Consider the following 26,385-nt stretch of genomic DNA (forward strand, 5'->3'; position numbering starts at 1 on the left):
ATTCCGCAAGAGCAACTGCCTGATCATATTTCTTGAGCGGCATCTTTCCGCGCTTCGCGCATGAGGTTGCAAGAAAATCGGGCAAGTCGCTGGCGCACGCATTTCGGACGTCCATACGGGCCGGCGCCGGTTCCGCCGGCAGATTCATCGGCAACGGCTGCGAATTCACACCGAAGCGTCCGCAGCGCACCCTTTCGACCTCCCTTGTTCACGCCGCGGTATTGACGCAAGATCGACCGTGGTTTTCCGCAACCTCGTCAGGCGACACCGAAAAATCGCCGCGCCGCAACCAGGCCGGCATCGCGCACGGGAGAGCTCCGAAATGATCAAGCCCATGTTCGTCGCGACGTGGTTCGCGTGTTGCGCGCTGCTGGTGATCGCGCCCGAAGGCGCCGTTGCGTCGGCCGTGGGCGTCCAGCCCCAGAAGCCGGCGGTCCGTGACACGGATGGCGCGCCCGCCCGGCACGTTCCGCCCGCGCCGGACACCATCACGGTTGTGCTGCTCGGCACCGGCGTGGGACCGCCGGTGAACTTGCAGCAGTATGGGCCGAGCACGCTGGTCGAGGCGGGCGGGCAGCGCCTTCTTTTCGATTGTGGCCGGGGGGCCACGTTCCGACTTAAGCAGGTAGGGGTTCCGCTGGGATCGATCAGCCGGGTATTCCTGACGCACCTGCATTCCGACCACATCATCCAGCTTCCCGATCTTCTGCTGGCCGGCTGGGTGGCCGGACGGCACGCGGTTCCGCTTGAGGTCTGGGGGCCGGCGGGCACGCGCGCGATGATGGACCACCTGCAGCAGGCGTTCGCGTTCGACATCCACATGCGTCGGGACGTCGACGAGCACTTCCCGGCCGCGGGCATCAGGGTGGTGAGCCACGATGTGCAGGAGGGCGTCGTCTTCGACGAACACGGTGTGACGGTGACCGCGTTCCTCGTCGATCACGGCCCGGTGCGGCCGGCGTTTGGCTATCGCATCGACTACCACGGCCACTCGGTCGTGTTGTCCGGCGACACGCGCGTATCGGAGAACCTGATCCGCCACGCACGGGGCGTCGATGTGCTCATCCACGAGGTCATCGATCCGGAGGCGCTTCGCGCGCGGCCGGATCGCCCCAGCGCCAAGGTGATCGCCGCGGTCATCGCGCACCACACCACACCGGAGCAGGCGGGCGAGGTGTTCACCCGCGTCCACCCCCGGCTTGCCGTTTACTCGCACGCGCCCGACCACGAGCGCGTGCTGATCCAGACGCGCAAGACGTACGCGGGGCCACTGCAAGGCCCGGAGGACCTGCTGACCATCGTGATCGGTGACCAGATCACGGTGCGCCACCCGCCGCGACTTTGACACCACGAACCTGCCTCCCGAGGCGAGAACGAAGCCGGCACCATGCCACTTCAACGGAAGCAAACCATGAGCGAGCCAGCCGCACTCTTCGAATACCTCGTCCTCTCCCGCGGCCAGTGGGACAAGGATGCCTCGCATGAAGACATCCAGGCGGCGATCGACCGCTTCTACGCGTGGCACGACCGGCTGGTCGGCGAAGGCCGGATGCGCGCCGGGCAGCGGCTGGCGCGGGAAGGCAAGGTGGTGTCGCGGCAAGGGACGCTGGACGGCCCATTTGCCGAGGCCAAGGAGGTGGTCGGCGGCTACTGGCTGATCCTGGCCGGCAGTCTCGACGAGGCGGCGGCCATTGCCGCGGAGAATCCGTGCCTGGACTATGGCTTGATGTTCGAAATCCGGCCGATCGACCCGGTGCGCGCCAGCGCCTTCGCGCTGACCAACGAAACGCCCACGTAGCGAGCCACGCATACCCGCGTCGTGGCCCTGCCCGGCGTCGACCTGACACTTCTTCCCTGCAGGAACGGAGTATGTTGTCGCGGGCAGCAGCGTTGACATCCTCGACATGTCTCACGCAGGGGAACCACGATGAATACGGCGGCTATCGCGGGCAACGGCGTACGGGCCGAAGGTCGGCACTTCTATGTGTGGATGGCCGGCGCCTTCATCCTGGTCGCCTTTGGCGGCTTCGTGCCGACCTTCTGGGCACCGGTGGTGGCCGGCACCTTCCATGCGCCGCCGGTCATCCACATCCACGGCATCCTGATGTTCGTCTGGGTCTGCTTCTACTTCGTGCAGACGACCCTGGTCGCCACCGGACGCACGCTCGATCATCGCTCGTGGGGACTGGCCGGCATCGCACTGTTCAGCGTGATCGCCTGCGCCATCCTGGTCGGCGAGATGGCCGTGATCAAGCGCGACGAGGCCGCCGGCATGGGCGATGCGGCACGCCGGTTTGCCGCGGTCACGCTGTGTGCGTGGCCGCTGATGGTCGGCCTGTTTGCCACGGCCATCGCCAACACCCGGCGTCCGCAGGTGCACAAGCGCGTGATGACGCTGCTGATGGCCGCGATGATGACGCCGGCGATTGCGCGCGTGTTCCTGACTCTTCTGGCGCCGGCCGGTGCCGCGGCAGGTGGACCGCCGCCACCGTTCGTGTCGATACCGCCCAGCCTGGTGGCGGACCTCTTCATCGTGGTTGCCATGGTGTATGACTGGCGCACCCGCGGGCGGCCGCATCCGGTGTATGTCTACGGCGGCGCGATCCTGCTGGCGCAGCAGGTGCTCACGGTCCTGTTTGCGTCGACGGCGACGTGGATGGCCATTGCCAGGGCATTCGAGAGTCTCGCCGGATAACTCCCGCTGCGCCGGATGCGGCATGCCCCCGAACGGATACATCGGCAAGGCCGGGAGTGCTCCCGCGACGAATCCGGAGGAAGATGCCGGATATCGCACGCAGGTCCGCCAGGGCACGCCATGACCATCGAACACAAATACTGGTTTCCCGCCAAACGGTTCGGCTGGGGCTGGGGCCTTCCGGTCCGCTGGCAAGGCTGGGCCTGCCTGGCCGTCTACGTGGCCGGGATTACGCTGGTGCTGCATTTCTTCGGGCCGGGCCGGGAGCCCGGCCTGCGCATGGCTGGCCTGGGCCTGCTGACGCTGGCGCTGTTCGTCATGTTCTGGCTCAAGGGCGAGCGACCCGGGTGGCGTTGGGGCAAGAAATAAGAACGTGGCGAGCGGACGAACACCGGCAGCCCGATTGAACCCGTCCGCACTTGCCGCGACACTGGCCCGATGAAACGTTTGCTCGTCCGCTGCGCCATCGCCCTGCTCCTGCTGCCCGCGCCCGCGATCGCCGATCCGGCCCTGTGGGTGGTGAAGGATGCCGACACCACGATCTACCTGTTCGGCACCGTGCACCTGATGCCGAAGGATGCGGACTGGCGCTACCCGGCGCTGGAACGCGCGCTGGCCGACAGCCAGACGCTGTACATCGAGCTGACCGACGACAACCCGGCCAATATCGCCGGCCTGGTGCTGCGACTGGGCATGGATACCGCGCACCCGCTGACCAGCCAGCTCGACGAGTCCGAAGCGAAGCGCCTGCGCATCCTCGCCGACAGGGCGGGCGTGCCCGGCGGCATGCGTACCCTGAACATCATGCGGCCATGGCTGGCCGCGTTGACGCTGTCATTGATGCCGCTGAAGAACGCGGGGCTGGACCCGGAACAGGGCGTGGACAAGCAGCTCAAGGCGCAGATGCTCGCCGCCCACAAGCCGGTGATCGGCCTGGAAACCGCGGAGCAGCAGATCCGCCTGCTGGCGGACATGCCGCGCGCGGTGGAACTGGGCCTGCTGCGTTCGAGCATGCGCGACGCCGACCAGGGCACGGCGAAGCTGCAGCAGATGATCGCGGCATGGAAGGCCGGCGATCCGGACACGATCGATCGCGTCGGCACCGCCGAGATGCGCGCGAAGGAACCGAAGCTGTACCAGTCGATGCTGGTCCAGCGCAACGAAGCGTGGGCGAAGAAGATCGCCACCCTGCTGCAGCAACCCGGCACCGTCTTCATCGCCGTCGGCGCCGCCCACCTGGCCGGGCCGGACAGCGTGCAGGTACAGCTGCGGCAGATGAACCTGCCGACCGAACAGGTGCACTGATCAGTCGATGCCGGCAACGACATGCGGCAGGTACGGCGCTTCGAGCGCCGCCAGCTCCGCCTCCGGCAACTCGACCGTCAGCGCCGCCACCGCCTCTTCCAGGTGATGCTGCTTGGTCGCGCCGACAATCGGCGCGGTGACCACCGGCTGGTGCAACAGCCAGGCCAGCGCCACCTGGGGCCGCGGCACACCGAGGCGCTCGGCCACTTCGCCGACGCGATCCACCACCGCCTTGTCCGCCGCCTTGCTCGCAGCGTACACGCCATCGCCCCAGGGATCGGAGCCGCCGCGCACCGTGCTGGGCGTCTCTTCCCACGGCCGCGCCAGGCGGCCGCGCGCCAGCGGGCTCCACGGCACCACGCCGATGCCCTGGTCCGCGCACAACGCCAGCATCTCGCGCTCCTCCTCGCGATAGAGCAGGTTGTAGTGCGGCTGCATCGAGACGAAGCGGGTCCAGCCGTGCAGGTCGGCGGTGTACAGCGCCTTGGCGAACTGCCAGGTCATCATCGACGAGGCGCCGATATAACGCGCCTTGCCGGCTTTCACCACGTCATGCAGCGCTTCCAGCGTTTCCTCGATCGGCGTGGCAGGGTCCCAGCGGTGGATCTGGTAGAGGTCGACGTAGTCGGTGCCGAGCCGGCGCAGGCTGGCGTCGATCTCGGTCATGATGGCCTTGCGCGACAGGCCGCCGCCGTTGGCATCCTCGCGCATCGGGTAGAACACCTTGGTCGCGATCACGACCTCCTCGCGCCGAGCGAAATCGCGCAGCGCACGCCCCAGCACCAGTTCGCTGCCGCCGCCCGAGTACATGTTCGCGGTGTCGAAATAGTTGATGCCCAGTTCGAGCGCGCGCCGGATGAACGGCCGGCTGTGCTCCTCGTCCAGCGTCCATGGCCTCGCCCTGGTGGGCGCTTCCGAATAGCTCATGCAGCCCAGGCAGATGCGCGAGACCTTGAGGCCGGTCTCGCCGAGTCGTACGTAGTCCATGGGGATCACCTCTCTCTCGTTGCGTGAAATCGGCCCGGCCCTATCGCCGTGCCTCGCGATGGATGGCGATGCCGGCGGCAACCAGTGCGATGCCGGTCGTCTCCGCCCGACCAGGCAGCTGGTGCAGCACGACGGCGCCAACCAGGCACGCCGTGGCGGGCAGCAAGGCCAGCAGCATGGCAAAGGTGGCCCGCGGCAACCGCGCCATCGCCAGCTGGTCGCACACGTAAGGGATGACCGATGATGTCACGCCCACGCCAATGCCTGCAGCGAGCAGCGGCAGGCTGAGCAGCGCCGGCGTGGCCGGGCGAATGCCGATCAGGCTCACCACCACCAGCGCCACCAGCATCGCGGCTGCCAGGCCGTCGATGGCGTTGCCACCGCCGTCGTTCGCCACCCGATGGCCGAGCACGATGTACAGCGTGAACAGCGCGCAGTTGGCGAACGCGAACGCGAAGCCGAGCGGCGCGCCGGCCAGGCGCAAGTGAGTCAGGAACCACACGCCGGCAATCACCAGGGTCAGCGCCACGGTATTGCGCTGCGTGCGCAAACCGGCCAGCGCCAGTGCGATCGGACCGAGGAACTCGATCGCGCCGACCGTCGCCAGCGGCAGTCGATCGATCGCCAGATAGAAGCAGGCATTCATGCCGCCGAGCACCACGCCCAGCCCCACGATGTTCCATCGCGCCGCTGCATTCATCTGCCGGAACCGGCGCCACGGCCGCCGCCACGCGGCGAAGATCAACGCCGCGCTGGCGATCCGCAACCAGGCGACGCCGAGCGGCTCGACCCGGGCGAACAACAGCACGGCGAAGGCCGGGCCGAGGTAGTGGAAGAGCGCACTGGCCACGAAATACAGCTGCGGTGGCGGCGCGAACCGCGGTATCGGAGAGGTGGAAGGCTGCTCGTTCATGGCCTCCCATTTTCCAGGGAATCGGCGCATGATCCATCCACAATCCAAGGATGTGCCCGTCAATTTTTCAATTATCGCAGTCAAAGTGAACGATATGCCTCAGATTTCCAGCCTCGTCTCCGACCCCCGCAACGTCGAATTGCTGAAGGCATTGCAGGAAGACCCGCGCCAGCCGGTCAGCAAGCTCGCCAGCCGCATCGGCATGTCCGCCCCGGCAGTGAAGGAGCGACTCACGCGGCTGGAGGAAACCGGCGTGATCCGCGGCTACCGGATCGAGCTGGAGCCCAAGGCGCTGGGCTGGCCGATCACCGCGTATGTACGCGTGCGCCCGATACCCGGGCAGCTGTCGAAGATCGCCGAACTCGCGCAGAAGATGCCGCAGGTGGTCGAGTGCCATCGCGTCACCGGCGAGGACTGCTTCATCATCAAGGTGTACCTGGACGCGCTGGAAAATCTCGATCTGATCCTCGACCGCTTCCTGCGCTACGGCCAGACCACCACCTCGATCGTGCAGTCCACCCCGGTGCCGCTGCGCGCGCCGCCGCTGCCGGGCAATGGCGGCAGCAATCCGTAGACGCGCTACAAGGGGTTGCCACTTTCTGGCACCATCGACCGGTTATCCGCGCCGCGCGCGCCACTTTCCAAGATGTAATCCATGAACCTGCAAGCCAATTACGAACAGATCCCGCTCAAGGAATACGCCGAGCGGGCCTATCTCGATTACTCGATGTACGTGGTGCTGGACCGCGCCCTGCCCTTCGTGGGCGACGGGCTGAAGCCGGTGCAGCGGCGCATCATCTATGCGATGAGCGAGCTGGGCCTGAGCGCCACCGCCAAGCCGAAGAAATCCGCCCGCACCATCGGCGACGTGATCGGCAAGTTCCATCCGCACGGCGACAGCTCCAGCTACGAAGCGATGGTGCTGATGGCGCAACCGTTCTCGTACCGCTACCCGCTGGTCGATGGCCAGGGCAACTTCGGCTCGCCGGACGACCCGAAGAGCTTCGCGGCGATGCGCTACACCGAATCCAAACTCAGCCCGATCGCCGAGGCCTTGCTGGGCGAGCTGGGCCACGGCACGGTCGACTGGGTGCCGAACTTCGACGGCACCTTGGAAGAGCCGGGCTGGCTGCCGGCGCGCGTACCGCACGTGCTGCTGAACGGCTCGATGGGCATCGCGGTGGGCATGGCCACCGACATCCCGCCGCACAACCTGCGCGAGCTGGTCACCGCCTGCATCCGCCTGCTGGACGAGCCGGACGCCACCGTCGCCCAGCTGTGCGAGCACGTGCTGGGCCCGGACTACCCGACCGAGGCGGAGATCATCACCCCGCGCGCGGACCTGCTGTCGATCTACCAGACCGGCGGCGGCTCGGTGCGCGCCCGCGCGGTGTACCAGCGCGAGGAAGGCAACATCGTGATCACCGCGCTGCCGCACCAGGTCAGCCCGTCGAAAATCCTCGAACAGATCGCCGCGCAGATGCGCGCGAAGAAGCTGCCGATGATCGAGGACCTGCGCGACGAGTCCGATCACGAGAACCCGATCCGCCTGGTGATCGTGCCGCGCTCCAACCGCGTCGACGCCGACGAGACCATGCAGCACCTGTTCGCCACCACGGACATGGAGAAGAGTTTCCGCGTCAATCTCAACATGATCGGCCTGGACGGCCGCCCGCAGGTGAAGGATCTCAAGCGCATCCTCAGCGAGTGGCTGAGCTTCCGCACCAGCACGGTCACCCGCCGGCTGGAGCACCGCCTGGCCAAGGTCGACCGTCGCCTGCACCTGCTCGAAGGCCTGCACACCGCCTACCTCAACCTCGATGAAGTGATCCGCATCGTGCGCACGGAGGACGAGCCCAAGCCCGTGCTGATGGCGCGCTTCCGGCTCAGCGAGGAGCAGACCGACTACATCCTCGAAACCCGCCTGCGCCAGCTGGCCCGCCTCGAGGAAATGAAGATCAACGCCGAGCGCGACCAGCTCGAAGAGGAGCGCGCCCGCATCAACGTGCTGCTGAAATCGCCGGCCAAATTGAAGGGCCTGATCAAGGATGAGCTGCGCGCCGACGCCGAGAAATTCGGCGACGCGCGTCGTTCGCCGCTGGTCGAACGCGAAGTCGCCCAGGCGCTGGATGAAAGCGCGCTGGTGGCCAGCGAACCGGTCACCGTGGTGCTGTCGCAGAAGGGCTGGGCCCGCGCGGCGAAGGGCCACGACATCGACGCCGAGGCGCTGAACTACCGCGATGGCGACGGCCTGCTCGCCGCGGTGAAGGCGCGCACCACCCAGCAGGTCGCCTTCATCGACTCCACCGGCCGCGCCTATTCCACGCCCGCGCACACGCTGCCCTCGGCGCGCGGCAACGGCGAGCCGCTCACCGGCCGCTTCAGCCCCGCCGGCGGCGCCAGCTTCGACGCGGTGATCGCCGGCGACAACGACACCCGGCTGATCCTCGCCACCGACTTCGGCTACGGCTTCGTCAACCGCTTCGAAGCGCTCACCGGCCGCAACAAGGCCGGCAAGCAGATCATCTCGCTCAGCGACGGCGCGAAAGTGCTGGCGCCGCAGGTCAGCGCCGACCCGGCGCGCGACCGCATCGTGGTGGTCACCAGCGAAGGCCACCTGCTGATGTTCTCGGTGGCCGAGCTGCCGGAACTGGACAAGGGCAAGGGCAACAAGCTGATCGAGATCCCGAAGAAGCAGCTGGCCGAAGGCGAGCGCGTGGCCGGCGTGGCCGTGGTCGCCGAAGGCAAGGGCGAAGTCACCATGTACGCCGGTGCGCGCAAGCTCACCCTGAAGTGGGCCGACCTGGTCGAATACGGCGGCAACCGCGCCACCCGGGGCAACCTGCTGCCGCGCGGTTTGCGCCGCGTCGAACGGATCGAAACCACCGGTTGAGCACGGCAGGGCGCAGGGCAGGCAGTGCCCGCCCTGCGGAGCGAGTCCAGGAACTTGTCGCCGCACAACCGTTCCAACAGGGATGTGCACGCCGACGCGGCCCCGCGCGTTGAACACGTGACCACCGGAGTAAGCATGACCATGCAACGCATCCTTCCTGCCCTGTTCGCCGCCCTGCTGACCACCACCGCCTGGGCGCAGACGCCGGCCAGGCCGCTGAACCTCAAGCTGGCGCCCGCCGACATTCCCGCAGCCAGCAGCACCGTCGCCAGGCCGGCCTCCGCCACCAGCGCGCCCGGCGTCTACTACGGCGACACCAGCGGACGCATGGGCAACACCGAAGTCACCAGCGCCAGCGACACCGATTCCGATTGCGACGATTACAGCTACAACCGGCCGCAGGTGCACGGCAGCGTCGGCATGGGCGTGGTCGGCGGCAGCCACGTCAGCGGCAATTACCAGACCGGCACGGTGAACCTCAGCAAGGCCTTCGGCAGCTGCGACCATCCCCGCGGCGGCGTCAGCATCTCGGTCGGCGGGGGCACCGGCAACTTCCACGGGCGCGGGCATTGATGCGTTGAGGGGCGGCGCCGCGATCGCGCAGCCGCCTCACTCCAACCCCGGCCCCCAGCAGAAATCCACCTTCAACCCGCCCAGCGCCGATCGCGACATCGCGATCGTGCCGCCGGTCGCCTCGGCCAGTTCGCGGGCGATCGCCAGGCCCAGGCCACTGCCCTCGTTCGCCTCGTCCAGCCGCCCGCCGCGCGCCAGCGCATCGCGCGCGTGTTCGGCGGCGATGCCGGGACCGTCGTCCTCGATGCTCACGCGCGCCCATTCCGGTCCGGCCGCCGCGCTGACGCGCACCCGGCGGCGGGCGTAACGCACCGCGTTTTCCAGCACCGCGCCGAGGATCTCGGACAAGTCATCGGGCTGGATCGCCAAACGCAGGCTGGCGGGGATGTCCAGGGTGAAGGCCAGCTCGCCGCCGCGATCGGTCTGCTCCAGCACGGTAAGCAGGCGCTCGACCGTGTCGCGCACGGCGGCATCGCCACCGGGCTGGCGACGGATCACCGCGATGCGCGCCCGCGCCAGCTCGGCCTCGACCGCCCGGCGCATCGCGGCGATCGCGCGATCCAGTCCTTCGGCGGCCTGCTCCGCGCCCGCCTCGCGCGCGCGCCGGCTCTGCGCCGCCATCGCCGACAGCGGCGTCTTCAGCCCGTGCGCCAGGTCGGCCGCGCGCTGGCGCGCCACCACCAGGTCGTGTTCGCGCGCGTCGGCCAGGGCGTTGATCGAGTCCAGCAGCGGCTGCACCTCGCGCAGGTGGGACTCGGGCAGGCGCGCGCTGGCACTGTCGCGCAACGCGGCCAATGCATGTCGCACGCGGCCCAGCGGCCGCAGGCCCAGTTGCACCTGCAGCCACGCGGCGGCGGACAGCACCAGCCACAACAGGCCGAGAAAGATCGCCAGCTCGCGCCCGAACTCGGCGCGAGCGGACAGCAGCGGCGCGCTGTCCTGGGCCAGCTGGATCAGCACCGGGGCAGCGTGATCGGCCAGCTCGATGCGTCGTTCGAGCAGCGCCACCGGCTGGCCGTACGGGCCATCGACGCGTTGCATGCGCCAGTTCGCGGTGGCCGGAACCGGGCGACGCAGGTCCGCGTCCCACAGCGAGCGCGAGCGCAGCGTGCCGCCCGCCGCGGTGATCTCCCAGTAATAGCCGCCGGCCGGCGTCTCCAGCCGCGAATCCACCGGCGGCCGCTCGATCCGTGGCGCGCCGTTGCGTTCGATCACCAGTCCCGCGACCAGGCGCAGCCCGTCGCGTGTCATCTCCGCCTGCAGCCGGCGTTCCAGATGGCGCTCGAACAGCAGCGTCATGAACAGCCAGGCCACCGCCAGCGCCAGCAGGATCGCCGCCATCGCACCGGCCAGCAGGCGCCAGTGCAGCGAGCGGGTGATCACGCGCTGGTCTCCAGCAGATAGCCGAAGCCGCGACGGGTGGCGATGAGGTCGGCGCCGAACTTGCGCCGCAGCCGCGCCACGATCGCCTCGATCGCATTGGTGTCGCCGTCCTCGGCTGCGCCGTACAAGTGCTCGGCCAGTTCGCCGGCGGATACTGCGCGGCCGTCCTGGTGCGAGAGGTAATCCAGCAGGCGGAATTCCAGCGGCGACAGCCGCGCCGGCGCACCGTCGAAGGTGGCGCTCATCCGCGTGGTGTCCAGCCGCAGCCGGCCGATCACGATGACGCTGGAAAGCCGGCCCGCCCCGCGCCGCACCAGCGCGCGCACCCGCGCGATCAGCTCGCCCATCTCGAACGGCTTGGCCATGTAGTCGTCGGCGCCGGCCTCGATGCCCTCGACCTTCTCGGTCCAGTCGCCGCGGGCGGACACCACGATCACCGGGAACGCGCGGCCCGCCGCGCGCCAGCGCCGCAGCACCGACAAGCCATCCAGTTGCGGCAGGCCCAGATCCAGCACCGCCGCGTCGTAATCCTCCACGTCGCCCCGATACCACGCGCTCTCGCCATCGCCGGCGCGGTCGACGGTGAAGCCGGCCGCCTCGAGTGCACGCGCCAGGTCGGTCTGGATGTCGGGATCGTCCTCGACGACGAGACAGCGCATCAGTCGTCCTCGATCTTGCGGACCGTGCCGTTGCCCGCGTTCAACTTCACCTCGCGCACGCGGCCGTCGGCGGTGAGCACCTTCACCTCGTATTCCCAGCCGTGCTTGCCGTTGTCCAGCTCCACCTCGATCACGTCGCCCGCCACCTGCTGCTGCACGATGACCAGGATGCGACTGAGCGGCAGGATCTCGCCCCGCTGCAACAGCGCGCGGGCCTCGATGTGATCGTCATGGTCGTGGTGATCGGCCATCGCGCGCGGCGACACGACCAGCGCCGACACCGCGAACAGCGCGATGGCCAGCGAGAAGGGAAGCGCGAGGCGGCGGTAACTGCGGAGATTTTTCATGGGCCGATCCTGCGACAACCGCGCTGACAACAAGCTGACATCGGGCGTGGCGCGGATGTCAGCGACGCCGGCACAGACTGCGTGAAACTCCTGCGGATTGAAGTCTCCATGTCCATCGCTTCGCGTGCAAGCTGGTTCGTCCTGGCCGCCATCGCCGGGCTGTCGATCGCCGCCCGCGCCCAGGCGCAGCAATCGCCAGCCACGCGCGGCGGCGACGTCAGCGTCTATTCGCCCGCCGACTTCGCCGACAACGCGCCGGCCAACGCGTGGGACATGCTCTCGCGCCTGCCCGGCTTCGTCACCGTGGATGCCGACGAGGACGTGCGCGGCTACGCCGGCGCCCGCGGCAACGTGCTGATCGACGGCGCACGCCCCACCAGCAAGCACGAGGACGCCAAGACCCTGCTCAAGCGCATCCCGGCCAGCGCGGTGGCGCGCATCGAACTGATCCGCGGCGGCGTGCCCGGCATCGACATGGCCGGCTACGCCCTGCTCGCCAACGTGGTGCGCCGGCACGAAGCCACCAGCCAGTCCGCCATCGAGGTCGGCATGATGGCCGCCACCGACGGCTGGCTCGCCCCAAAGGGCCAGTGGGAATACGGCCGCCGCTGGGACGGCCACGCGCTGGAGCTGGCCGCGAAGCTCGATCCCGAACTGGACGACGACAGCGGCCGCGGCCACATCGATACCTTCTCGCCGGACGGCACGCGGCAGCAGCGCGAGCGGCTGGACACCCGCACCATCAAGAACAAGGCCGAAGCCAGCGCCAGCTGGCGCCAGCCGCTGGCCGGCGGGCAACTGACCCTCACCGGCGCCGCCCGCGGCGAACGCGCGCGCACCGACACCCGGATCGACGCGCTGGCGCCCGCCGAGGGCAGCGAGCGCGTGCACGAAAACGAGGACACCGACGAAGCCGAAGCCGGCGCCCGCTACGTGCGCGAGTTCGGCGAACGCACGCGTCTGGAACTGATGGCCACCCGCCACCAGGCCTGGCTGGACGATCGCGAGCGCTCGCACGAAGACGACGAAGACGAAACCTTCGACGAGCACACCCGCACCGGTGAAAGCATCGGCCGCATCGACCTCACCCACGCCTGGTCCGATGCGCTCAGCTTCAACGGCTCGTTCGAAGGCGCGCGCAACACCCTGCGCAGCAGCACCCACCTGCAGCAGGACGGCGTCGACATCGCCCTGCCCGGCTCCGACGTGCAGATCGAGGAGCGCCGCAGCGAAGCCGCCGCCGGCGCCACCTGGAAACCCGCGCCGGGCTGGATGCTCGACGCCGACCTGCGGCTGGAGCAATCCACCATCGCACAGACCGGCGACTCGCCGCGCCAGCGCCACTTCAGCTACCCCAAGCCGCGCCTGTCCGTGCAATGGGACGTGGACGCCAACGACCAGCTGCGCCTGGCGCTGTCGCGCGAAGTCGGCCAGCTCGACTTCGAAGACTTCGTCGCCTCCGCCTCGCTGGAAACCGACCGCATCAGCGCCGGCAACGCCGAACTGAAACCCGACCGCACCTGGCGCAGCGCCCTCACCTGGGAACACCAGCTCTGGCGCGACGCCGCCTTCACCGCGAGCTGGACCCACGAGCGCATCAGCGACGTGGTCGACCGCGTACTGGTGATCACCGACGACGACATCTTCGACGCCCCCGGCAACATCGGCGACGGCCGCCGCGACACCCTGGCATTGGACGTATCCGTGCCGCTCGACGGCATCGGCTTCCACGGCGGCCGCCTCACCTCATCCATGCAATGGCGCCGCAGCCGCGTCACCGACCCCACCACCGGCCGCCCCCGCCCCATCTCCGAAGAAAAGCCCGTCGAAGGCAGCATCGAACTCACCCAGGACCTGCCCACTCTGCGCACCCACTGGGGCATCGAACTCGAACACATCGCCGAACGCAAGACCGAATACCGCTACGACGAGATCAAGCGCGAATCCGAAGGCATGGGTTGGACCGTGTTCGTCGAACGCGAACTGGGGACGCAGTGGCGCGTGCGCGCCGAGGCGACCGATCTGTTCGGGCGCGGGTTCAGGGAGACGCGGGAAAAGTACGACGGGCCGCGCTCGATCGAACCGCTGGGGGAGATCGAGCGGAGGCGGAGGCGATCACCGGGGTTTGTGAGTTTGACGTTTCGGCGGAGTGTGGGGGGTTAGGGGCACGCGATTCCGGGGGCCTGTTTTCAACCCACTGGGAAGTGCACTCGCCCATCCTTCTCGTTGACCGAGTGAAAACCACAGTTTACACTTGAGCCATGTTCGAACTGGTCAAGTCCGCCACCTTCGACACTTGGCTTCGGGGCCTACGCGACGCTCGGGCCAGGGCTCGCATCGCGGCGCGACTGGATCGCGTGGCTTATGGGAACTTCGGTGATGTCAAACCGGTTGGCCATGGCATCAGCGAATTGCGGATCGACTACGGACCCGGCTATCGGGTGTACTTCATCCAGCGCGGCTCGGTACTTGTCGTGGTCCTGGCAGGTGGTGACAAGCGCACCCAGCACGCGGACATCCAGACGGCCCGACGCATTGCATCCGATTGGGAGCGCGAATCATGAAAGGTGTACGAGAGAATTTTTCCCGTTACGACACCGCCGATTACCTGAAGACCGAGGCCGACATCGCGGCCTATCTCGAAGCCTGCGCAGAGGAAGCGCCCAACGATGCGGCCTTCATGCTCAAAGCCCTGGGTACGGTGGCGCGTGCACGGAACATGAGCCAGCTGGCCGAAGCCACCGGCATGACCCGCGCAGGTCTCTACAAGGCGTTGTCAGGCGAGGGCAACCCCAGTCTGGCCAATACGATGAAAGTCGCCAAGGCGCTGGGGTATCGGCTGGCTTTGGTGCCGGATCACGATTGAGGCCGGACAATCGGTAGCCCGGGCCCAGTCGATGGCGGTATTCGCCGATGCCGTCGAACCACTCACGCTGGAGATCTTGCCCATCTCCATCCGCAACACCGCGATGGCCACCTTGTCCGCAGCCTGCACGTGCAGGCTGTTGAACCGCGGGTGTTCGTGGTTGACGTGGCGATATCCGTCAGCGCCGGAAGACGCGGTGTCGCCATTCGATCGTGCCGTCGTCGGGATGGCAGGTGACCGGCTCCGCCGGCTCCAGCGTCCCGTCGGTCGCCGCGAAGAGGCCAGGCCGGGCCGGCTTCAGGACGAGGTGCCGTGCGCCGATGTCAGCCGTCACTTCGCCGGACGCCGTGCCCACGATCATCGGGCCGAACAAGGCGTTGCGGAAGGTTCCACTGCAGGCTTCCAGTTCTTCCTTGCCGGGCGTCCACGACCAGCCTCCCCAAGACGGATCGGCGCGCGATCCGGCCATGGCGCGTGCACGTTTATCCACCGTCTTGGCCAGACGTGACGGGAAAGCCGCCACCACCGCATCGAGCCGCGCGGCTTCTCCATCCTGTCCCGTGGCCAGGCCGATGAACGCCTTCATGACCTCAAGTTCAAAGCCTTCCATCGCGCTATCGCTGTTCACCACCAGCGCAAGGCCGGCATGCGCGGATGGCACCAGTACCGTGACGGAAACCGTGCCCACGTAGCTGCCCGGGTGCATCAACGCCTGCTGGCCCCTGTAGCTGCAGCTGTACCAGCCCAGGCTGTAACCGTCGCAGTTGATCTGGCCATCGGACATATGCGCGACGGCGACGGGTTGCTGGGCGCGCGCGAAATCGGAGGGCTCAAGCGCCCCACCGGCGCCGGCGGACCCCAGGTTCGCCTGCATCCACATCGCCATGGCTTTTCCGGACGCGAACAGGCCACCCGCGGCGTGCATCAAGGCGTCCGGCTTGGGCGCAAGCGCGTGCCACGCCTTTCCATCCCACTGATGGTTCCATGCGAAGCGTCCGGGCGACATGCGCGATGGTCGCGAGGTGATGCCATGGTCCAGCCGCAGTGGCTGCAACACTTCCGCGTCCAGCCAATCGTGCCAGTTGCGGCCGGTACGCGTTTCGAGTGCCGCGCCATAGATCAGGTCACCCAGATTGGCGTAACGGAAGCCCGGGTCGCGCGTACCGGCTTCGGTTTCCAGCCAGTGCGGATACTCCGCAGCCGGAATATCGCGCACGTAGGCCGTGACGTTGTTGAGCGTGTCGGTGGTCAGCCCCTCCTGGTGCGACAGAAGATCGGCCATGGTGATGCGGTGCGGGTCTGCCGGTGCCGGCAGACGCAGCTGCGGCCAGATCCCGGACAGCGTGGTGTCGAGTGGCAGTACGCCCTTCCGGTCGAGCACCGCTCCGAGCAGGCCCATGAACGACTTGGTCTGCGAGGCCATGTAGAACAGCGTGTCGGCGTCGGCCTCGGCAGCCTGATCCGCCTTCAGCCGGCCACGGATATGTATCCAGGGCGCCGCGTTGCCCTGCACGATCACCGCGGAAACCGCAGGGTATGCGCCAGGCACGGCCTGCAACTTGTCGACAGCCTGCTGGATGGGGGCGGTCAACTCGGTCGAGACCTTGACCGGCGCAACGGTCCCCTGCGTTGCCAGAACGGGATGGGCAAGCGCAGATCCCAAAACGATCATGAAGGCTGTGACTGGACGAAGCATGGCAGGAACCTGTGTGAGCGAAGTCAATGCCATGGATACGTCTTGCGACAAGGCAGTTGCATTTTCCTGGCGGCACGCTGCTTGAATCCGGCCTTGCATGGCTGTCGGCAAGAGCGGGGTCAGGTTCCTCCAGGTTCGGCTGGCAGTGAACCCGGCCCCGTTTTGCAACGGAGTAGCTTGTACGTCCGTGTGCAGTGCGTAGCGTTGCGCTGCCCAGCGAGGCAAACGCTCAGGAGTACAGGCAATGACCGCATCGACGCCCGCCCCCTCATCTCTCGTCCGTCCATTCACCGTCGCGATCCCGGATGCCGAGATCAGCGACTTGAAGCAGCGACTGGCCAGAACGCGTTGGCCGGATGCGGAAACCGTCGCCGACTGGTCGCAAGGCGTCCGCCTGGCCCATGCAAAGTCCCTCATCGACTACTGGGAGCACGAGTACGACTGGCGCCGATTCGAGTCCGAGCTCAATCGTTTCCCGCAATTCCTGACCGCGATCGACGGGCTGGATATTCACTTCATCCACGTCAAGTCGAAAAACCCGAATGCGATGCCGCTCATCCTGACGCACGGGTGGCCCGGCTCGATCGTCGAGTTCCTGAAAGTGATTGGTCCACTGACCGATCCGGAGGCGTTCGGGGGAAGCGTCGACGATGCATTCGACGTCGTCATCCCGTCACTGCCCGGCTTCGGGTTTTCCCAAAAGCCGGCCGAAGCGGGCTGGACGGTCTCGCGTATCGCCACCGCGTGGGTGGAACTCATGAAGCGTCTTGGCTATGCGAAATGGGCCGCGCAAGGCGGTGATTGGGGTGCCGTCGTCACCTCCGTCCTCGGGGTCATGCGGCCCGATGGGCTGCTCGGCATCCACTTGAACAGCCAGTACGCCTTTCCCGCCCAGATACCCGACACGCTGTCACCCGAAGAGCAATACGCCGTGGACAGCCTGGCCCTCTACAACGGCGACATGGGTGGCGCAAATCACCTTCAGGGCACGAAGCCGGCGACCATCGGATTCGCCCTGGCGGACTCGCCGGCGGGCCAGGCGGCCTGGATCTACGACAAGTTCCAAGCCAAGACCGACAACCACGGACTCGCCGAGGACGCCCTCGGCATCGATGAGATCCTGGACGCGATATCGCTCTACTGGTTCACGAACACGGCCGCGTCGTCCGCGCGCATCTACTGGGAGAACAAGGCCGGCAGCATGGCCGGCCCCAAACTGACGCTGCCAGTCGCGGTGACCGTGTTCCCCCGCGACATCCCGCGCCTGCCCCGAAGCTGGATCGAAGACACCTACACCCACTTGATCCACTACGGCGAGGCCGACAAGGGCGGACACTACGCCGCCTTCGAACAGCCCGAGATCCTGGTCAGCGAGATCCGTGCCGGCCTGAGAAGCCTCCGCTCCTGAAGCGAACACAAGAGGCGACGTGAAACCGTCAAGTGCCTGCACGACGTGCGGAACGCAGCCACGGCGCTGGCCGGGTTCGGAATTTAATTAGCCACGTCCCCACTAATCCGCGCAGCTCTGACGCGGGCCGGCGAAGACCGGCAGGTTCACGTGGCCAGATTGGAAACCCTGCCCGTTAGCCACGGAAGTACACTCTGACCCGGGTTTCGGAAGTCGAAGGATATTGCCTGAGCTAGGTCAATGAAGAACGGAAGTCAGCTTGGCTTAGTCAGAACCTGATCCCCATTTTGCAAAGACTTACTCATCGACGAGCGCTGATTCCACCTCAGTGCGCACATGAATAATGCCGACTCTGTCTGCGACACGACTGACCTGTTCAGCAGTGAACTCGATATGGTGGTTAGTATCTGCCATGACCCATGTCCCCAGGTTTCCAGGGCCGCAGCGCCCCATTGCGCAATCCGCAATAATTTTATCTCCGTAACTAAAACCAGCCCCAAGATATCTATCAGACTCAAAAACCCGCCTCGCCAAGTCATGATACTGGACAAATCGATTTGGGTTGTAAAGGCAATGACCACGGAAATACGTTGTTATCAGGCCACGCGTATACCTGATTTTAGCGTTCGAATTTGGAGCCGGGCCACTCGGGAATATAAATGATGGGTCAATAATTCCATAATCACCGAAACCAATATGGTGAACCTCGTCCAATTCGAAACGCAAATTGGCCCAGAGGTCAAGTTCGCGCCTCCTGATATCGAGAGATCCGTCCAGAGGCACCGGAGAAACGCTGCTAAGCGCCGAGCTTCCCAGCACCACGATTGGCGAGTCGCGAAATTGCTGGGGCTGGACCGCAAGGAAATCGACGACTGAGTCGACCATCTGCTCGAGCTGGTTATTACCCAACTGACCAAAATCAATCAGCAAACTCACCTTGGACGGTTGGATGCCAACCGCCGCACTCATTGCGATAAGTTTAGCCCACGTCTCCTCGGAGGCGTCTTCCAAGTCAAATTTATCCACTCTAACGGCGAGGTCTAACGAATGCGAGCCAACCAGATGTCGTAAAGATGCGTAGTCAATTGGGCCGCGCCCCAAGCCTATTGTCGGGGTAAAGTCCGATCCGACATGGGCCAAAGCATTGAACGCAATGACGTGCCGCTCAAAGCTCTCGATACCTAGCGGATCAAAATAGTAAGGCACGCCTTCAAGTCTCTTGCCGAGAAGCTCCGCGGCCTCCATGACGTTTGTTCGCAACTGGCCGTCGGGCAAAGATAGAGGGGCTTCAATCAATGGTCGAATCGACGATTTGGCGCAATCGCCAAGCAGCTCGATCGCCTTGAGATCATTATTTTTTGCCCTGACAACAGGGGTGTAAAGCCTCATGATTTTACCCTCTAACCTACGCTAATCGCTAAAAAAGACCCCTGATCTTCCCTTGGCCCAGCAATTTTGAAAACTTACTGTAGTCGCCTGTTTCGTGCCGAACGCGGCCTGCAACTAGTGCGGGGTGAACGCCCAGTTGATTTGCCAAATCAGTGATAGACGAAGTCGATGGATTTAGTCGTACAGCACTCTTTGTCCAGATATCTCTCGGCACTATGGATTCACGCGCGACGCGATTGGCCTCTTTTTCGATCTGGTCCTTAACGTCGCTTGCGTCGATCCTGTCGACAAAACTTTCATTAGGATCGTTTAGATGCTTCCATACATGCGCTAATTCATGAAGTAGCGTGAACCAGAAATAATCGACCCGATCGAAACGAAGAGTCAAACCTATTACAGGTAGCCTATTGCTGTTAAGGATCGCCGCACCATCGATTAGCGTACCTGGCATCTGAGGCTCAATGACTACGCAGATACCGATGTCTTTCAAAATATTGACCACTTCAACAGGACCATCATCGCGAACACTCAGTTTAACAATTCGTTGAAAAAAATCTTCACTTAGACTGCTGATCTGAAATTTCCTGATCTTCGTAGAGCACGTTTTTGAACGCTGCAGAACACGTGTAGTCCAAGCAATAACTGAATATGAAGCTCGCTCTTCCATGTCACTGGCACCAAGACCTTTAAGGCGTCTCCGATACAGTGGGACTAGCGTGGGTGAATTTCCCGCATTATTGAGAAAATTTTGTACCTCACGGGCTATGTCGGCTTCGGTGGATTTTCCAACCGCAGGAATCCATCCGCGGCGCTGCATTTCCCGGAACGGGAACTTCGTCCAATCAGATGTTTCGCCATAATTCACAGACGGAGACGGCTGGTGGCTCGGCCTAATCAGAATATCAGTAGGTATTCCTAAACTTTCCGCCAGCGCCCTTATCATCTGTAAGCTGAGTGGTCTTTTTCGCGCCAATACTTCAGACACACGGCTTCGACTTCCGAGAATAGGTATCAGGTCTCGCTGTCTTAGACCTTGCTCCTCCATTCTAAACTCAATGGCTGATACTGGATCTGGAATATCGAACGTGAAATGTTTACGCTCATAATCCTCGATTAACAGAGACAGAAGCTCCAGCTGTTCGGCCTCATAAGTTCCAGTAGCGGGATCATCCTTAATGAGAAGCGTAGCGCTGCGGATGGCATCCTGGTATTCGTGATCTGATTTAATGATTCTTGGCTTCATAATTGTAGCTACTTATGCCTGCGCGTGTATTCCGCATGAGTTCCAATCCATTCGATCAAAACAGTGCCTGTGTTGTAGGCAACGACTGTTTCAAGTCGGTAGTTGTTACCGCGGATATTGAAGATGACTACGTTTTTCGCCAAAAAACTGGCGCTGGCATATCTTTTTCTGATGTCGTGACTAGTCTTCCACTGGGCTCGCCTAGAATCTGCGGTCCAGTTGTCGATCCAATTTTTAGTGTCGGGATACTGCTTAATAAAATTATGCAGTAATCCGAGTCCAATTATTTTCATGGAAATCCTGGATCCCCGATGTTCGGTGCATTGGCGCCCTCCCCATCTTAGCCGTGGCGGCAAGTGTTCCCGTTTTGGGAACACTTGTCAACGGTCGCAGGACGGGCTCAGGCGCGGTACGTCTCCGGCAGCTGAGGGGGAATCAGGGACAATTTCAAGGTCTCGCTACCGTCGTTGATCTGCTTTGCGGACCTCCGTCCATGAGCGACAAGTCATGGAGACCGCCGCACTTCGCACGAGGCTAAGCCTCGCCAAGCAGATCCACCAACCGCGCCTCGCACGCCGAAAGATCATGCCCCCGCCGCTGTGAAACCACGAACGTCAGCGAGCGGATGTGCCAGGCACGCCGCTCAAGCTCGACAAGCTGCCCACCGACCAGATCCTCGACCACGAGATGCCGCGGCAAGTGCCCCCACCCCAGCCCGGCTTTCAGCAGATCCCGTTTCGCACCGAGATCGTTGACCAGCCACTGGCGCTTGCCGGCGACGCCCTCCTGGGTCTTGTCCGCGCCGGGCTGGTTGTCGGTGACGATGATCTGGGTGTAGCGGCCGAACTCGTCCACGGGGACGGGTTGGGGAGTTGAGGCGAGCGGATAGGTCGGCGCGCAGACCGTCACCATCTCTTCCTCGCGCAACCAGTGGCGCTCGATGGCTTGCGGGTTCACTTCCGGCACGTCGTTGATGGTGACGGCCAGGGCGCACACTTTTTCCAGCACCAGCTTTTCGCCGCCCTGCATGGTGGTGATGCGCAGGTTGATCGCGGCGGTGGGGCATTCTTCCTGCAGCGTGCGCAGGCAGCCGATCAGATGCGCGCGCGAAAAGTAGGCATCGACCGCGACCGACACCTGCGGCACGCCGGCCTTGGCGATGGAGCCGGCGCGGTTCTTCATTTCCTCCGTGCGCGAGATCACCGCCCGCGCGTCGGGCAGGAGGCTGCGCCCCGCCGCGGTGAGCTGCGCCTTGCGCGTGTTGCGCTCGAACAACTCGACGTCGAATGCGCTTTCCAATGCCTTGATCGCATGGCTGATGGCCGACTGCGCCCGCGCGAGCTTGCGCGCCGCGCCCGAGAAGCTGCCCTGGTCGCACACCGCCACGAACGCACGCAGCTGGTTGATGGTGACGTTGTCGAGCATCAGCTATCCAGAAAATAGATCGTATCAAGCGATGTTTCGTCAATTGTGTTGATGCGTCAAGCGACCCAGATTGGTTGGGCAACCGGTTCGAATCGCTCGGCACGCTCAAGTCACTGGATCCCCGCCCTCGCGGGGATGACGGCGACAAGGCAAGCGCCATTCGGGCCAGACCACTCCATCTCCATACTGAAAAGGACAATGCCATGAGCTACGCCATCATCGGTTTCGGTTCCATCGGCCAGGCCCTCGCCCGCGCGTTCGCCCGCAACAACATCGAAGTCACGGTCGCCAGCCGGCGGCCGCCCGAAGCGCTGTTGCCGCAGGCGCAGGCGATCGGCCCCAAGGTCATCCCCGGAACATTGCAGGAAGCCGTCAAGGCGGACGTGATCATCCTGGCGGTGCTGTTCGAGGGACATCAGGACATCGGCAAGCTGCTTCCGGACTGGAAGGGCAAGACGATCATCGACGCGATGAATACGAATGACCCGGTCGAAATGCTCGAAAACCTCCCCTCTTCCGCCTTCGCCGCCAGGTCGTTCCGCGGTGCCAGGTTCGTCAAGGGCTTCAATCACCTGCTGTCGCGCACGCTGGCCACCGACCCCAAGGTCCAGGGCGGTCACCGGGTCGTGTTCCTGTCGAGCGACGACGAAGCGGCCGCTTCGCAAGTGGCGGACCTTGCGAAGCGACTCGGCTTCGCCCCCGTCAACCTCGGCAAGTTCGATGAGGGCGGCACGCTGGTGCAGGCACGCGGCCGCGTCTGGGGCCCACTGATTTTCCAGGACCTGTTCAAGCAGCAGCCCTGAGCGCGTACGGCCATCGCGACAAGGATCGCGCTCGGCCCGCCATCCCCATCACTGCTTCGGCAGTGGCAACCCCTTCCACCCAGGATTCATGACATGAGCAAGTTGAATGGAAAGACCGCCGTCATCACCGGCGGCGCCACCGGCATCGGCCTCGCAGCGGCCGAGCGCTTCATCGAGGAAGGCGCCTTCGTCTTCATCTACGGCCGTCGGCAGGAAGCGCTCGACGCCGCGGTGGCGAAGCTCGGCCCCAACGCCCGCGCGGTGCAGGGTTCGGTCTCCGACCCGGCCGACCTCGACAAGCTTTACGCGGCGGTGAAGGCCGAACGCGGCACGCTCGACATCGTGTTCGCCAACGCCGGGACCGGCGGCCTGCTTCCGCTGGGCCAGATCACCGCCGAGCACATCGACGAAACCTTCGACACCAATGTGAAGGGCACGATCTTCACGGTGCAGAAGGCGCTGCCGCTGATGGGTCCGGGCGGCTCGATCATCCTGACCGGCTCGAGCGCCGGCACCACCGGCGCCCCGGCCTTCGGCGTCTACAGCGCAAGCAAGGCCGCCGTGCGCAACCTCGCCAAGACCTTTGCAGAAGACCTGAAGGGCACCGGCATCCGGGTCAACGTGTTGTCGCCCGGACCGACGGCGACCGAACTGGCGAAGGCAGCGGTGGGCGAGGAAGGCCTGAAGGCGTTCGCCTCGATGAATCCGCTGCAGCGCATGGCCGAACCGGCGGAGATCGGAGCGGCGGCCGCCTTTCTGGCGTCATCGGACAGCAGCTTCATGACCGCCAGCGAGCTTGCCGTCGACGGCGGGCTCGCGCAGATCTGACGCGTTGCGTATAGCCGGGTGCTCCTTCCGATGGGTCGGAGCGCCTTGTCGATTGCCCGGTGGCCGCGCCGAGCTACAAACCCGCATACCCCACCCACCCCTTGAACGTGAAAGCCGCATAGAACAGCTCATGCCGCTCGAAGCCGGCCTGCTCCAGCAAGTCGACCTCGGCTTCGGGAGAAAGCAGCGGGAGGCGGCGGGCCATCGCTTCGATCGTCGTGGCCATGTTCGCAACCGGCATGCCGTTGGAAGCCATGAAGGCCACGTGCCGCCGTAGCCAGCGCAGCTTTTCGTCCGGTGCATCGGGAACGCTGTGATGGGCCATCACCAGCGGGGCGCCGGGTTTCAACCGGCGCCTCAGCTCGCGCAGCGTGTGCAGGCGTTCCCCGATGGACAGGAAGTGCATGGTCAGCAGGCAAACCGCGCCGTCGAATTCGATGGTCGGAACCGCATCGATGTAGCCCTCCAGCAACTCCACCCGCGGCGCCATCGGCCCCGGCGTCTGGACGGCCAATTCCAGCATCGGCGCGGACGGGTCGACGCCGAGCAGGCGCCACTGCGGATGGGCTTCGGCGAAGGCCTTGAGCTCCAGACCTCCACCGGCGCCCAGCACCAGCACGCTCCCATCGGACGGCACGTGCTCGTACAGGAGCAGGCCGCTCATCTGGTGGAGCGCATGCAATCCGGGCACCTGCCGCAGCGGCCCGTCCGTGTATCGCGCCACCGCCTGGGGGTCGTTGAAAGTGGACATGCTGCCCTCGCCGCTTGACATGGAGGCACTAACGTAACATCGTTTGTTACATGAAACGAGACAGCCGACTTTCCGCCGTACTCCATGCCTTGCTGCACATGGCCGAGCGCGATACGCCGATGACATCCGATGCGCTGGCGCAGTGTCTGGGTACACATCCGGTGGTGGTCCGCCGCACCATGGGCCTGCTGCGGGAGGCTGGCCTGGTCACGGCGGATCGCGGACACGCCGGCGGCTGGCGCATCTCGGCGGACCTCAGCAAGGTCACGCTGCGCCAGTTGCACGAAGCGCTGGGCGAGCCTGCGCTGTTCGCCGTGGGCAACCGGAACGAACATCCCGAATGCCTCGTCGAGCAGGCGATCAATGCGGCGCTGGACACCGCTTTCGCCGACGCCGAGGCACTGCTGCTGCAGCGCTTCGAGTCGGTCACCCTGGCCGCGCTGGCTGCGGATTTCGCGCGCCGCCATGGCGCCCATCGATCGAGGCACCGGCATGAAGCATGACGTCATCATCATCGGCGGCAGCTACTCGGGCATGGCCGCGGCCCTGCAGTTGCTGCGGGCGCGCCGTAGCGTACTCATCATCGACGGCGGCAAGCGGCGCAATCGCAGCGCCAGCCATTCCCACGGATTCCTCGGCCAGGACGGCGTCGATCCCGCCGAGCTGGCCCGTGTCGCTCGCACGCAACTCGAGGCGTATCCCACGCTGACCTGGCAGGACGGCGAAGTCGAGCAGGCGACCGGCGCGATGGACGACTTCCAGGTGGCCTGTGGCGGCACCACGTATTCAGCCAGGCGTTTGCTGCTGGCGATCGGCGTGTCGGACCGGCTGCCCGAAATCCCCGGCCTGGCCGAGCGTTGGGGCAGGAGCATCTTCCACTGCCCGTATTGCCACGGCTATGAACTGGATCAGGGCCGCATCGGCGTCATCGCCACGGGCCCGATGTCGATCCATCAGGCGCAGCTGCTGCCGGAGTGGGGAACCACCACGTTCTTCCCCAACGGCACGTGCGAACTCGACCGGGCTGCTGCGGAAGAACTGGCTCGTCGCGGCGTGACGGTCGAAACGACGCGAATCGAGCGCATCGACGGAGACGCCGACATCGTGCTCACCGACGGGCGACGCATCAGCTTCGCCGGCCTGTTCACCGCGCCGCGGAACGAGCCTTCGACGCCGATCGCGGCCCAGCTCGGTTGCGAACTGGTCGAGACGCCGATGGGCCTGCAGATATCCACCGGAGACACCAAGGAGACCACCGTGCCAGGCGTGTTCGCCTGCGGTGACGCCGCGAAGATGCCGCACTCGGTTTCGCTCGCAGTGGGTGACGGCGCCTGGGCTGGTGCGCAGATTCACCGCTCGCTGGTGTGGCCCGGGTCGTAATTAACTTCCGAACCCTGGCCCGCGATTCACGAAGCCGATGCTTCCAGCGCCCGGTTGAGTCGCTCCACCAGCGCAGCCTGGATGTGCCCGTTGGACACGCAGACATTGCCGCCATGCACGTCCACCGGGCCACCGGTGACCGAGCTGGCCACGCCGCCGGCTTCGCGCACCAGGATGATGCCCGGCGCCATGTCCCAGGCGCACAGCGAGCGTTCCCAGTAGGCGTCCCAGCGTCCGGCCGCGACGTAGGCCATGTCGACCGAGCACGCGCCGGTGCGACGGATGCCGGCGACTTCGCCGGACAGCAGCGCCATCTCGCGGGCGAACACCGGGTGATCGGGCTTGCCGGCGAACGGGATGCCGCAGCCGAGCACGCTGTCGACCAGGCGGTTGCGGGTGGAGACGCGGATCGGTTCGCTGTTGAGCCAGGCACCCTCGCCTTTCGCCGCCACGAACATTTCACGCAACACCGGCAACCAGGTCACGCCGGCCACCACCTCGCCCTCGCGCGCGAGCGCGATGTTGACGCCCCACAACGGCGTGCCGAACAGGAAGTTGGTGGTGCCGTCCAGCGGGTCGACGATCCAGCTCTGCGCATCGTCGCTGCCGCCGGTGGTGCCGCCCTCTTCGCCGATGAAGCCGAACGATGGCTGCGCCTTGCCGAGGATTTCGCGGGTGCTGCGCTCGGCTTCCTCGTCGGCGATCGAGACCAGGTCGGCCGGGCCGGACTTGGTGCGCGCCACCAGTTCACCGAGCTGGCCGAAGCGCTGCAGCAGGCCGTCGCCGGCTACCTGGGCGGCCTTGATCATCGCCTTGAGTTCGGGGGAAGCGCGCAACATGG

The 26,385-nt window shown here is 65.4% G+C and carries 29 protein-coding genes; 17 read left to right on the plus strand and 12 right to left on the minus strand.

Annotated elements, in window-relative coordinates:
* The first annotated feature begins 32 nt into the window (after nucleotides 1-32).
* The 6 genes from ASD55_RS18575 to ASD55_RS15845 all read left to right on the plus strand — a co-directional run bounded on the left by ASD55_RS18575 (nucleotide 33) and on the right by ASD55_RS15845 (nucleotide 4,000).
* Nucleotides 33-326, plus strand: a complete 294-nt coding sequence (locus tag ASD55_RS18575) for a hypothetical protein (protein ID WP_157599035.1) — start codon at nucleotides 33-35, stop codon at nucleotides 324-326.
* Complete coding sequence (locus tag ASD55_RS15825) at nucleotides 323-1,345, plus strand: MBL fold metallo-hydrolase (protein WP_056767636.1); 1,023 nt, start codon at nucleotides 323-325, stop codon at nucleotides 1,343-1,345. Before ASD55_RS18575 ends, ASD55_RS15825 begins: the two co-directional genes overlap by 4 nt.
* 66 nt (nucleotides 1,346-1,411) lie before the next feature.
* Nucleotides 1,412-1,798 (plus strand): YciI family protein, encoded by a 387-nt coding sequence (locus ASD55_RS15830; RefSeq protein WP_056767638.1) that lies wholly within the window; start codon nucleotides 1,412-1,414, stop codon nucleotides 1,796-1,798.
* Nucleotides 1,799-1,927: 129 nt separating this feature from the next.
* The gene (locus tag ASD55_RS15835) at nucleotides 1,928-2,695 is read left to right on the plus strand and encodes a hypothetical protein (protein WP_056767641.1); all 768 of its coding nucleotides are present in this window, start codon (nucleotides 1,928-1,930) and stop codon (nucleotides 2,693-2,695) included.
* Between the two features lie 120 nt (nucleotides 2,696-2,815).
* Nucleotides 2,816-3,064 carry a hypothetical protein gene (locus ASD55_RS15840; protein ID WP_056717774.1) on the plus strand — a complete coding sequence of 83 codons (249 nt, stop codon included), beginning with the start codon at nucleotides 2,816-2,818 and terminating at the stop codon, nucleotides 3,062-3,064.
* A 69-nt stretch (nucleotides 3,065-3,133) separates the two neighbouring features.
* Nucleotides 3,134-4,000 carry a TraB/GumN family protein gene (locus ASD55_RS15845; RefSeq protein ID WP_056767644.1) on the plus strand — a complete coding sequence of 289 codons (867 nt, stop codon included), beginning with the start codon at nucleotides 3,134-3,136 and terminating at the stop codon, nucleotides 3,998-4,000.
* Here the strand turns inward: ASD55_RS15845 and ASD55_RS15850 are convergent, their stop codons facing one another.
* Together ASD55_RS15850 and ASD55_RS15855 are read right to left on the minus strand one after the other, a co-directional pair.
* Nucleotides 4,001-4,987 carry an aldo/keto reductase gene (locus ASD55_RS15850; RefSeq protein ID WP_056767647.1) on the minus strand — a complete coding sequence of 329 codons (987 nt, stop codon included), beginning with the start codon at nucleotides 4,985-4,987 and terminating at the stop codon, nucleotides 4,001-4,003.
* Nucleotides 4,988-5,027: 40 nt separating this feature from the next.
* A complete protein-coding gene (locus ASD55_RS15855; RefSeq protein WP_056767650.1) occupies nucleotides 5,028-5,900 on the minus strand; it encodes a hypothetical protein in 873 nt (290 codons plus the stop codon).
* Nucleotides 5,901-5,994: 94 nt separating this feature from the next.
* Between ASD55_RS15855 and ASD55_RS15860 the strand changes: the two genes are divergently transcribed.
* The 3 genes from ASD55_RS15860 (at nucleotide 5,995) to ASD55_RS15870 (ending at nucleotide 9,366) form a co-directional block, all read left to right on the plus strand.
* Complete coding sequence (locus ASD55_RS15860; protein WP_056767652.1) at nucleotides 5,995-6,474, plus strand: Lrp/AsnC family transcriptional regulator; 480 nt, start codon at nucleotides 5,995-5,997, stop codon at nucleotides 6,472-6,474.
* Nucleotides 6,475-6,555: 81 nt separating this feature from the next.
* A complete protein-coding gene (gene parC, locus ASD55_RS15865; RefSeq protein ID WP_056767654.1) occupies nucleotides 6,556-8,793 on the plus strand; it encodes a DNA topoisomerase IV subunit A in 2,238 nt (745 codons plus the stop codon).
* Between the two features lie 135 nt (nucleotides 8,794-8,928).
* Nucleotides 8,929-9,366: a hypothetical protein gene (locus ASD55_RS15870; RefSeq protein ID WP_056767657.1), complete on the plus strand. Its 438-nt coding sequence runs from the start codon at nucleotides 8,929-8,931 to the stop codon at nucleotides 9,364-9,366.
* 36 nt (nucleotides 9,367-9,402) lie between these two features.
* On the opposite strand, the gene ASD55_RS15875 is transcribed toward ASD55_RS15870, so the two are convergent.
* The 3 genes from ASD55_RS15875 to ASD55_RS15885 are packed head-to-tail and all read right to left on the minus strand — an operon-like array spanning nucleotide 9,403 to nucleotide 11,755.
* Nucleotides 9,403-10,749, minus strand: coding sequence for a HAMP domain-containing sensor histidine kinase (locus tag ASD55_RS15875; RefSeq protein WP_235577846.1), 1,347 nt, complete (start codon nucleotides 10,747-10,749; stop codon nucleotides 9,403-9,405).
* The gene (locus tag ASD55_RS15880) at nucleotides 10,746-11,408 is read right to left on the minus strand and encodes a response regulator transcription factor (RefSeq protein WP_056717781.1); all 663 of its coding nucleotides are present in this window, start codon (nucleotides 11,406-11,408) and stop codon (nucleotides 10,746-10,748) included. The genes ASD55_RS15875 and ASD55_RS15880 overlap by 4 nt, the downstream gene beginning before the upstream one ends.
* Nucleotides 11,408-11,755 (minus strand): PepSY domain-containing protein, encoded by a 348-nt coding sequence (locus ASD55_RS15885; RefSeq protein ID WP_056767660.1) that lies wholly within the window; start codon nucleotides 11,753-11,755, stop codon nucleotides 11,408-11,410. The genes ASD55_RS15880 and ASD55_RS15885 overlap by 1 nt, the downstream gene beginning before the upstream one ends.
* Before the next feature lie 108 nt (nucleotides 11,756-11,863).
* On the opposite strand from ASD55_RS15885, the gene ASD55_RS15890 reads away from it, so the two are divergent.
* The 3 genes from ASD55_RS15890 (at nucleotide 11,864) to ASD55_RS15900 (ending at nucleotide 14,621) form a co-directional block, all read left to right on the plus strand.
* On the plus strand, nucleotides 11,864-13,918 hold the full coding sequence (locus ASD55_RS15890) for a TonB-dependent receptor (RefSeq protein WP_056767663.1): 2,055 nt from the start codon (nucleotides 11,864-11,866) through the stop codon (nucleotides 13,916-13,918).
* A 98-nt stretch (nucleotides 13,919-14,016) separates the two neighbouring features.
* Complete coding sequence (locus tag ASD55_RS15895) at nucleotides 14,017-14,319, plus strand: type II toxin-antitoxin system RelE/ParE family toxin (protein ID WP_056717784.1); 303 nt, start codon at nucleotides 14,017-14,019, stop codon at nucleotides 14,317-14,319.
* A complete protein-coding gene (locus ASD55_RS15900; RefSeq protein WP_056717785.1) occupies nucleotides 14,316-14,621 on the plus strand; it encodes an addiction module antidote protein in 306 nt (101 codons plus the stop codon). The genes ASD55_RS15895 and ASD55_RS15900 overlap by 4 nt, the downstream gene beginning before the upstream one ends.
* 178 nt (nucleotides 14,622-14,799) lie before the next feature.
* Here the strand turns inward: ASD55_RS15900 and ASD55_RS15905 are convergent, their stop codons facing one another.
* Nucleotides 14,800-16,317: a serine hydrolase gene (locus ASD55_RS15905; RefSeq protein WP_162248796.1), complete on the minus strand. Its 1,518-nt coding sequence runs from the start codon at nucleotides 16,315-16,317 to the stop codon at nucleotides 14,800-14,802.
* Nucleotides 16,318-16,561: 244 nt separating this feature from the next.
* Here ASD55_RS15905 and ASD55_RS15910 point away from each other — a divergent pair, with 244 nt between their 5' ends.
* Nucleotides 16,562-17,725, plus strand: coding sequence for an epoxide hydrolase family protein (locus tag ASD55_RS15910; protein WP_056767669.1), 1,164 nt, complete (start codon nucleotides 16,562-16,564; stop codon nucleotides 17,723-17,725).
* A 297-nt stretch (nucleotides 17,726-18,022) separates the two neighbouring features.
* On the opposite strand, the gene ASD55_RS15915 is transcribed toward ASD55_RS15910, so the two are convergent.
* The 4 genes from ASD55_RS15915 to ASD55_RS15920 form a co-directional block, all read right to left on the minus strand.
* A complete protein-coding gene (locus tag ASD55_RS15915; protein WP_082542825.1) occupies nucleotides 18,023-19,114 on the minus strand; it encodes a beta family protein in 1,092 nt (363 codons plus the stop codon).
* Nucleotides 19,115-19,142: 28 nt separating this feature from the next.
* Complete coding sequence (locus ASD55_RS18180) at nucleotides 19,143-20,357, minus strand: ImmA/IrrE family metallo-endopeptidase (RefSeq protein ID WP_082542826.1); 1,215 nt, start codon at nucleotides 20,355-20,357, stop codon at nucleotides 19,143-19,145.
* Nucleotides 20,358-20,365: 8 nt separating this feature from the next.
* Nucleotides 20,366-20,650 carry a type II toxin-antitoxin system HigB family toxin gene (locus ASD55_RS18185; protein ID WP_082542827.1) on the minus strand — a complete coding sequence of 95 codons (285 nt, stop codon included), beginning with the start codon at nucleotides 20,648-20,650 and terminating at the stop codon, nucleotides 20,366-20,368.
* Nucleotides 20,651-20,891: 241 nt separating this feature from the next.
* Complete coding sequence (locus ASD55_RS15920) at nucleotides 20,892-21,782, minus strand: LysR family transcriptional regulator (protein ID WP_056767673.1); 891 nt, start codon at nucleotides 21,780-21,782, stop codon at nucleotides 20,892-20,894.
* A 74-nt stretch (nucleotides 21,783-21,856) separates the two neighbouring features.
* Between ASD55_RS15920 and ASD55_RS15925 the strand changes: the two genes are divergently transcribed.
* Together ASD55_RS15925 and ASD55_RS15930 are read left to right on the plus strand one after the other, a co-directional pair.
* A complete protein-coding gene (locus ASD55_RS15925) occupies nucleotides 21,857-22,585 on the plus strand; it encodes an NADPH-dependent F420 reductase (RefSeq protein WP_235577847.1) in 729 nt (242 codons plus the stop codon).
* Nucleotides 22,586-22,678: 93 nt separating this feature from the next.
* The gene (locus ASD55_RS15930; protein ID WP_056767678.1) at nucleotides 22,679-23,413 is read left to right on the plus strand and encodes an SDR family oxidoreductase; all 735 of its coding nucleotides are present in this window, start codon (nucleotides 22,679-22,681) and stop codon (nucleotides 23,411-23,413) included.
* 73 nt (nucleotides 23,414-23,486) lie between these two features.
* Here the strand turns inward: ASD55_RS15930 and ASD55_RS15935 are convergent, their stop codons facing one another.
* Entirely contained in the window at nucleotides 23,487-24,164 is a 678-nt protein-coding gene (locus ASD55_RS15935; protein ID WP_056767874.1) for a class I SAM-dependent methyltransferase, read from the minus strand.
* A 50-nt stretch (nucleotides 24,165-24,214) separates the two neighbouring features.
* Here ASD55_RS15935 and ASD55_RS15940 point away from each other — a divergent pair, with 50 nt between their 5' ends.
* Nucleotides 24,215-24,667, plus strand: coding sequence for an Rrf2 family transcriptional regulator (locus ASD55_RS15940; protein WP_056716319.1), 453 nt, complete (start codon nucleotides 24,215-24,217; stop codon nucleotides 24,665-24,667).
* Nucleotides 24,657-25,544, plus strand: a complete 888-nt coding sequence (locus ASD55_RS15945) for an NAD(P)/FAD-dependent oxidoreductase (RefSeq protein WP_056767682.1) — start codon at nucleotides 24,657-24,659, stop codon at nucleotides 25,542-25,544. The genes ASD55_RS15940 and ASD55_RS15945 overlap by 11 nt, the downstream gene beginning before the upstream one ends.
* 26 nt (nucleotides 25,545-25,570) lie before the next feature.
* Here ASD55_RS15945 and ASD55_RS15950 read toward each other — a convergent pair whose 3' ends face one another.
* Nucleotides 25,571-26,383: an inositol monophosphatase family protein gene (locus ASD55_RS15950; protein WP_056767684.1), complete on the minus strand. Its 813-nt coding sequence runs from the start codon at nucleotides 26,381-26,383 to the stop codon at nucleotides 25,571-25,573.
* Between the last annotated feature and the right edge of the window lie 2 nt (nucleotides 26,384-26,385).

The sequence above is a fragment of the Rhodanobacter sp. Root561 genome (assembly GCF_001427365.1).
GTDB lineage: Bacteria > Pseudomonadota > Gammaproteobacteria > Xanthomonadales > Rhodanobacteraceae > Rhodanobacter.

What these genes read in the sequence shown, in the direction of transcription:
- ASD55_RS15825 (WP_056767636.1), top strand. Translation starts at nt 323, where the DNA reads ATGATCAAGCCCATGTTCGTCGCGACGTGGTTCGCGTGTTGCGCGCTG.
- ASD55_RS15830 (WP_056767638.1), top strand. Translation starts at nt 1,412, where the DNA reads ATGAGCGAGCCAGCCGCACTCTTCGAATACCTCGTCCTCTCCCGCGGC.
- ASD55_RS15835 (WP_056767641.1), top strand. Translation starts at nt 1,928, where the DNA reads ATGAATACGGCGGCTATCGCGGGCAACGGCGTACGGGCCGAAGGTCGG.
- ASD55_RS15840 (WP_056717774.1), top strand. Translation starts at nt 2,816, where the DNA reads ATGACCATCGAACACAAATACTGGTTTCCCGCCAAACGGTTCGGCTGG.
- ASD55_RS15845 (WP_056767644.1), top strand. Translation starts at nt 3,134, where the DNA reads ATGAAACGTTTGCTCGTCCGCTGCGCCATCGCCCTGCTCCTGCTGCCC.
- ASD55_RS15850 (WP_056767647.1), bottom strand. Translation starts at nt 4,987, where the DNA reads ATGGACTACGTACGACTCGGCGAGACCGGCCTCAAGGTCTCGCGCATC.
- ASD55_RS15855 (WP_056767650.1), bottom strand. Translation starts at nt 5,900, where the DNA reads ATGAACGAGCAGCCTTCCACCTCTCCGATACCGCGGTTCGCGCCGCCA.
- ASD55_RS15860 (WP_056767652.1), top strand. Translation starts at nt 5,995, where the DNA reads ATGCCTCAGATTTCCAGCCTCGTCTCCGACCCCCGCAACGTCGAATTG.
- parC (WP_056767654.1), top strand. Translation starts at nt 6,556, where the DNA reads ATGAACCTGCAAGCCAATTACGAACAGATCCCGCTCAAGGAATACGCC.
- ASD55_RS15870 (WP_056767657.1), top strand. Translation starts at nt 8,929, where the DNA reads ATGACCATGCAACGCATCCTTCCTGCCCTGTTCGCCGCCCTGCTGACC.
- ASD55_RS15880 (WP_056717781.1), bottom strand. Translation starts at nt 11,408, where the DNA reads ATGCGCTGTCTCGTCGTCGAGGACGATCCCGACATCCAGACCGACCTG.
- ASD55_RS15885 (WP_056767660.1), bottom strand. Translation starts at nt 11,755, where the DNA reads ATGAAAAATCTCCGCAGTTACCGCCGCCTCGCGCTTCCCTTCTCGCTG.
- ASD55_RS15890 (WP_056767663.1), top strand. Translation starts at nt 11,864, where the DNA reads ATGTCCATCGCTTCGCGTGCAAGCTGGTTCGTCCTGGCCGCCATCGCC.
- ASD55_RS15895 (WP_056717784.1), top strand. Translation starts at nt 14,017, where the DNA reads ATGTTCGAACTGGTCAAGTCCGCCACCTTCGACACTTGGCTTCGGGGC.
- ASD55_RS15900 (WP_056717785.1), top strand. Translation starts at nt 14,316, where the DNA reads ATGAAAGGTGTACGAGAGAATTTTTCCCGTTACGACACCGCCGATTAC.
- ASD55_RS15905 (WP_162248796.1), bottom strand. Translation starts at nt 16,317, where the DNA reads ATGCTTCGTCCAGTCACAGCCTTCATGATCGTTTTGGGATCTGCGCTT.
- ASD55_RS15910 (WP_056767669.1), top strand. Translation starts at nt 16,562, where the DNA reads ATGACCGCATCGACGCCCGCCCCCTCATCTCTCGTCCGTCCATTCACC.
- ASD55_RS15915 (WP_082542825.1), bottom strand. Translation starts at nt 19,114, where the DNA reads ATGAGGCTTTACACCCCTGTTGTCAGGGCAAAAAATAATGATCTCAAG.
- ASD55_RS18180 (WP_082542826.1), bottom strand. Translation starts at nt 20,357, where the DNA reads ATGAAGCCAAGAATCATTAAATCAGATCACGAATACCAGGATGCCATC.
- ASD55_RS18185 (WP_082542827.1), bottom strand. Translation starts at nt 20,650, where the DNA reads ATGAAAATAATTGGACTCGGATTACTGCATAATTTTATTAAGCAGTAT.
- ASD55_RS15920 (WP_056767673.1), bottom strand. Translation starts at nt 21,782, where the DNA reads ATGCTCGACAACGTCACCATCAACCAGCTGCGTGCGTTCGTGGCGGTG.
- ASD55_RS15930 (WP_056767678.1), top strand. Translation starts at nt 22,679, where the DNA reads ATGAGCAAGTTGAATGGAAAGACCGCCGTCATCACCGGCGGCGCCACC.
- ASD55_RS15935 (WP_056767874.1), bottom strand. Translation starts at nt 24,164, where the DNA reads ATGTCCACTTTCAACGACCCCCAGGCGGTGGCGCGATACACGGACGGG.
- ASD55_RS15940 (WP_056716319.1), top strand. Translation starts at nt 24,215, where the DNA reads ATGAAACGAGACAGCCGACTTTCCGCCGTACTCCATGCCTTGCTGCAC.
- ASD55_RS15945 (WP_056767682.1), top strand. Translation starts at nt 24,657, where the DNA reads ATGAAGCATGACGTCATCATCATCGGCGGCAGCTACTCGGGCATGGCC.
- ASD55_RS15950 (WP_056767684.1), bottom strand. Translation starts at nt 26,383, where the DNA reads ATGTTGCGCGCTTCCCCCGAACTCAAGGCGATGATCAAGGCCGCCCAG.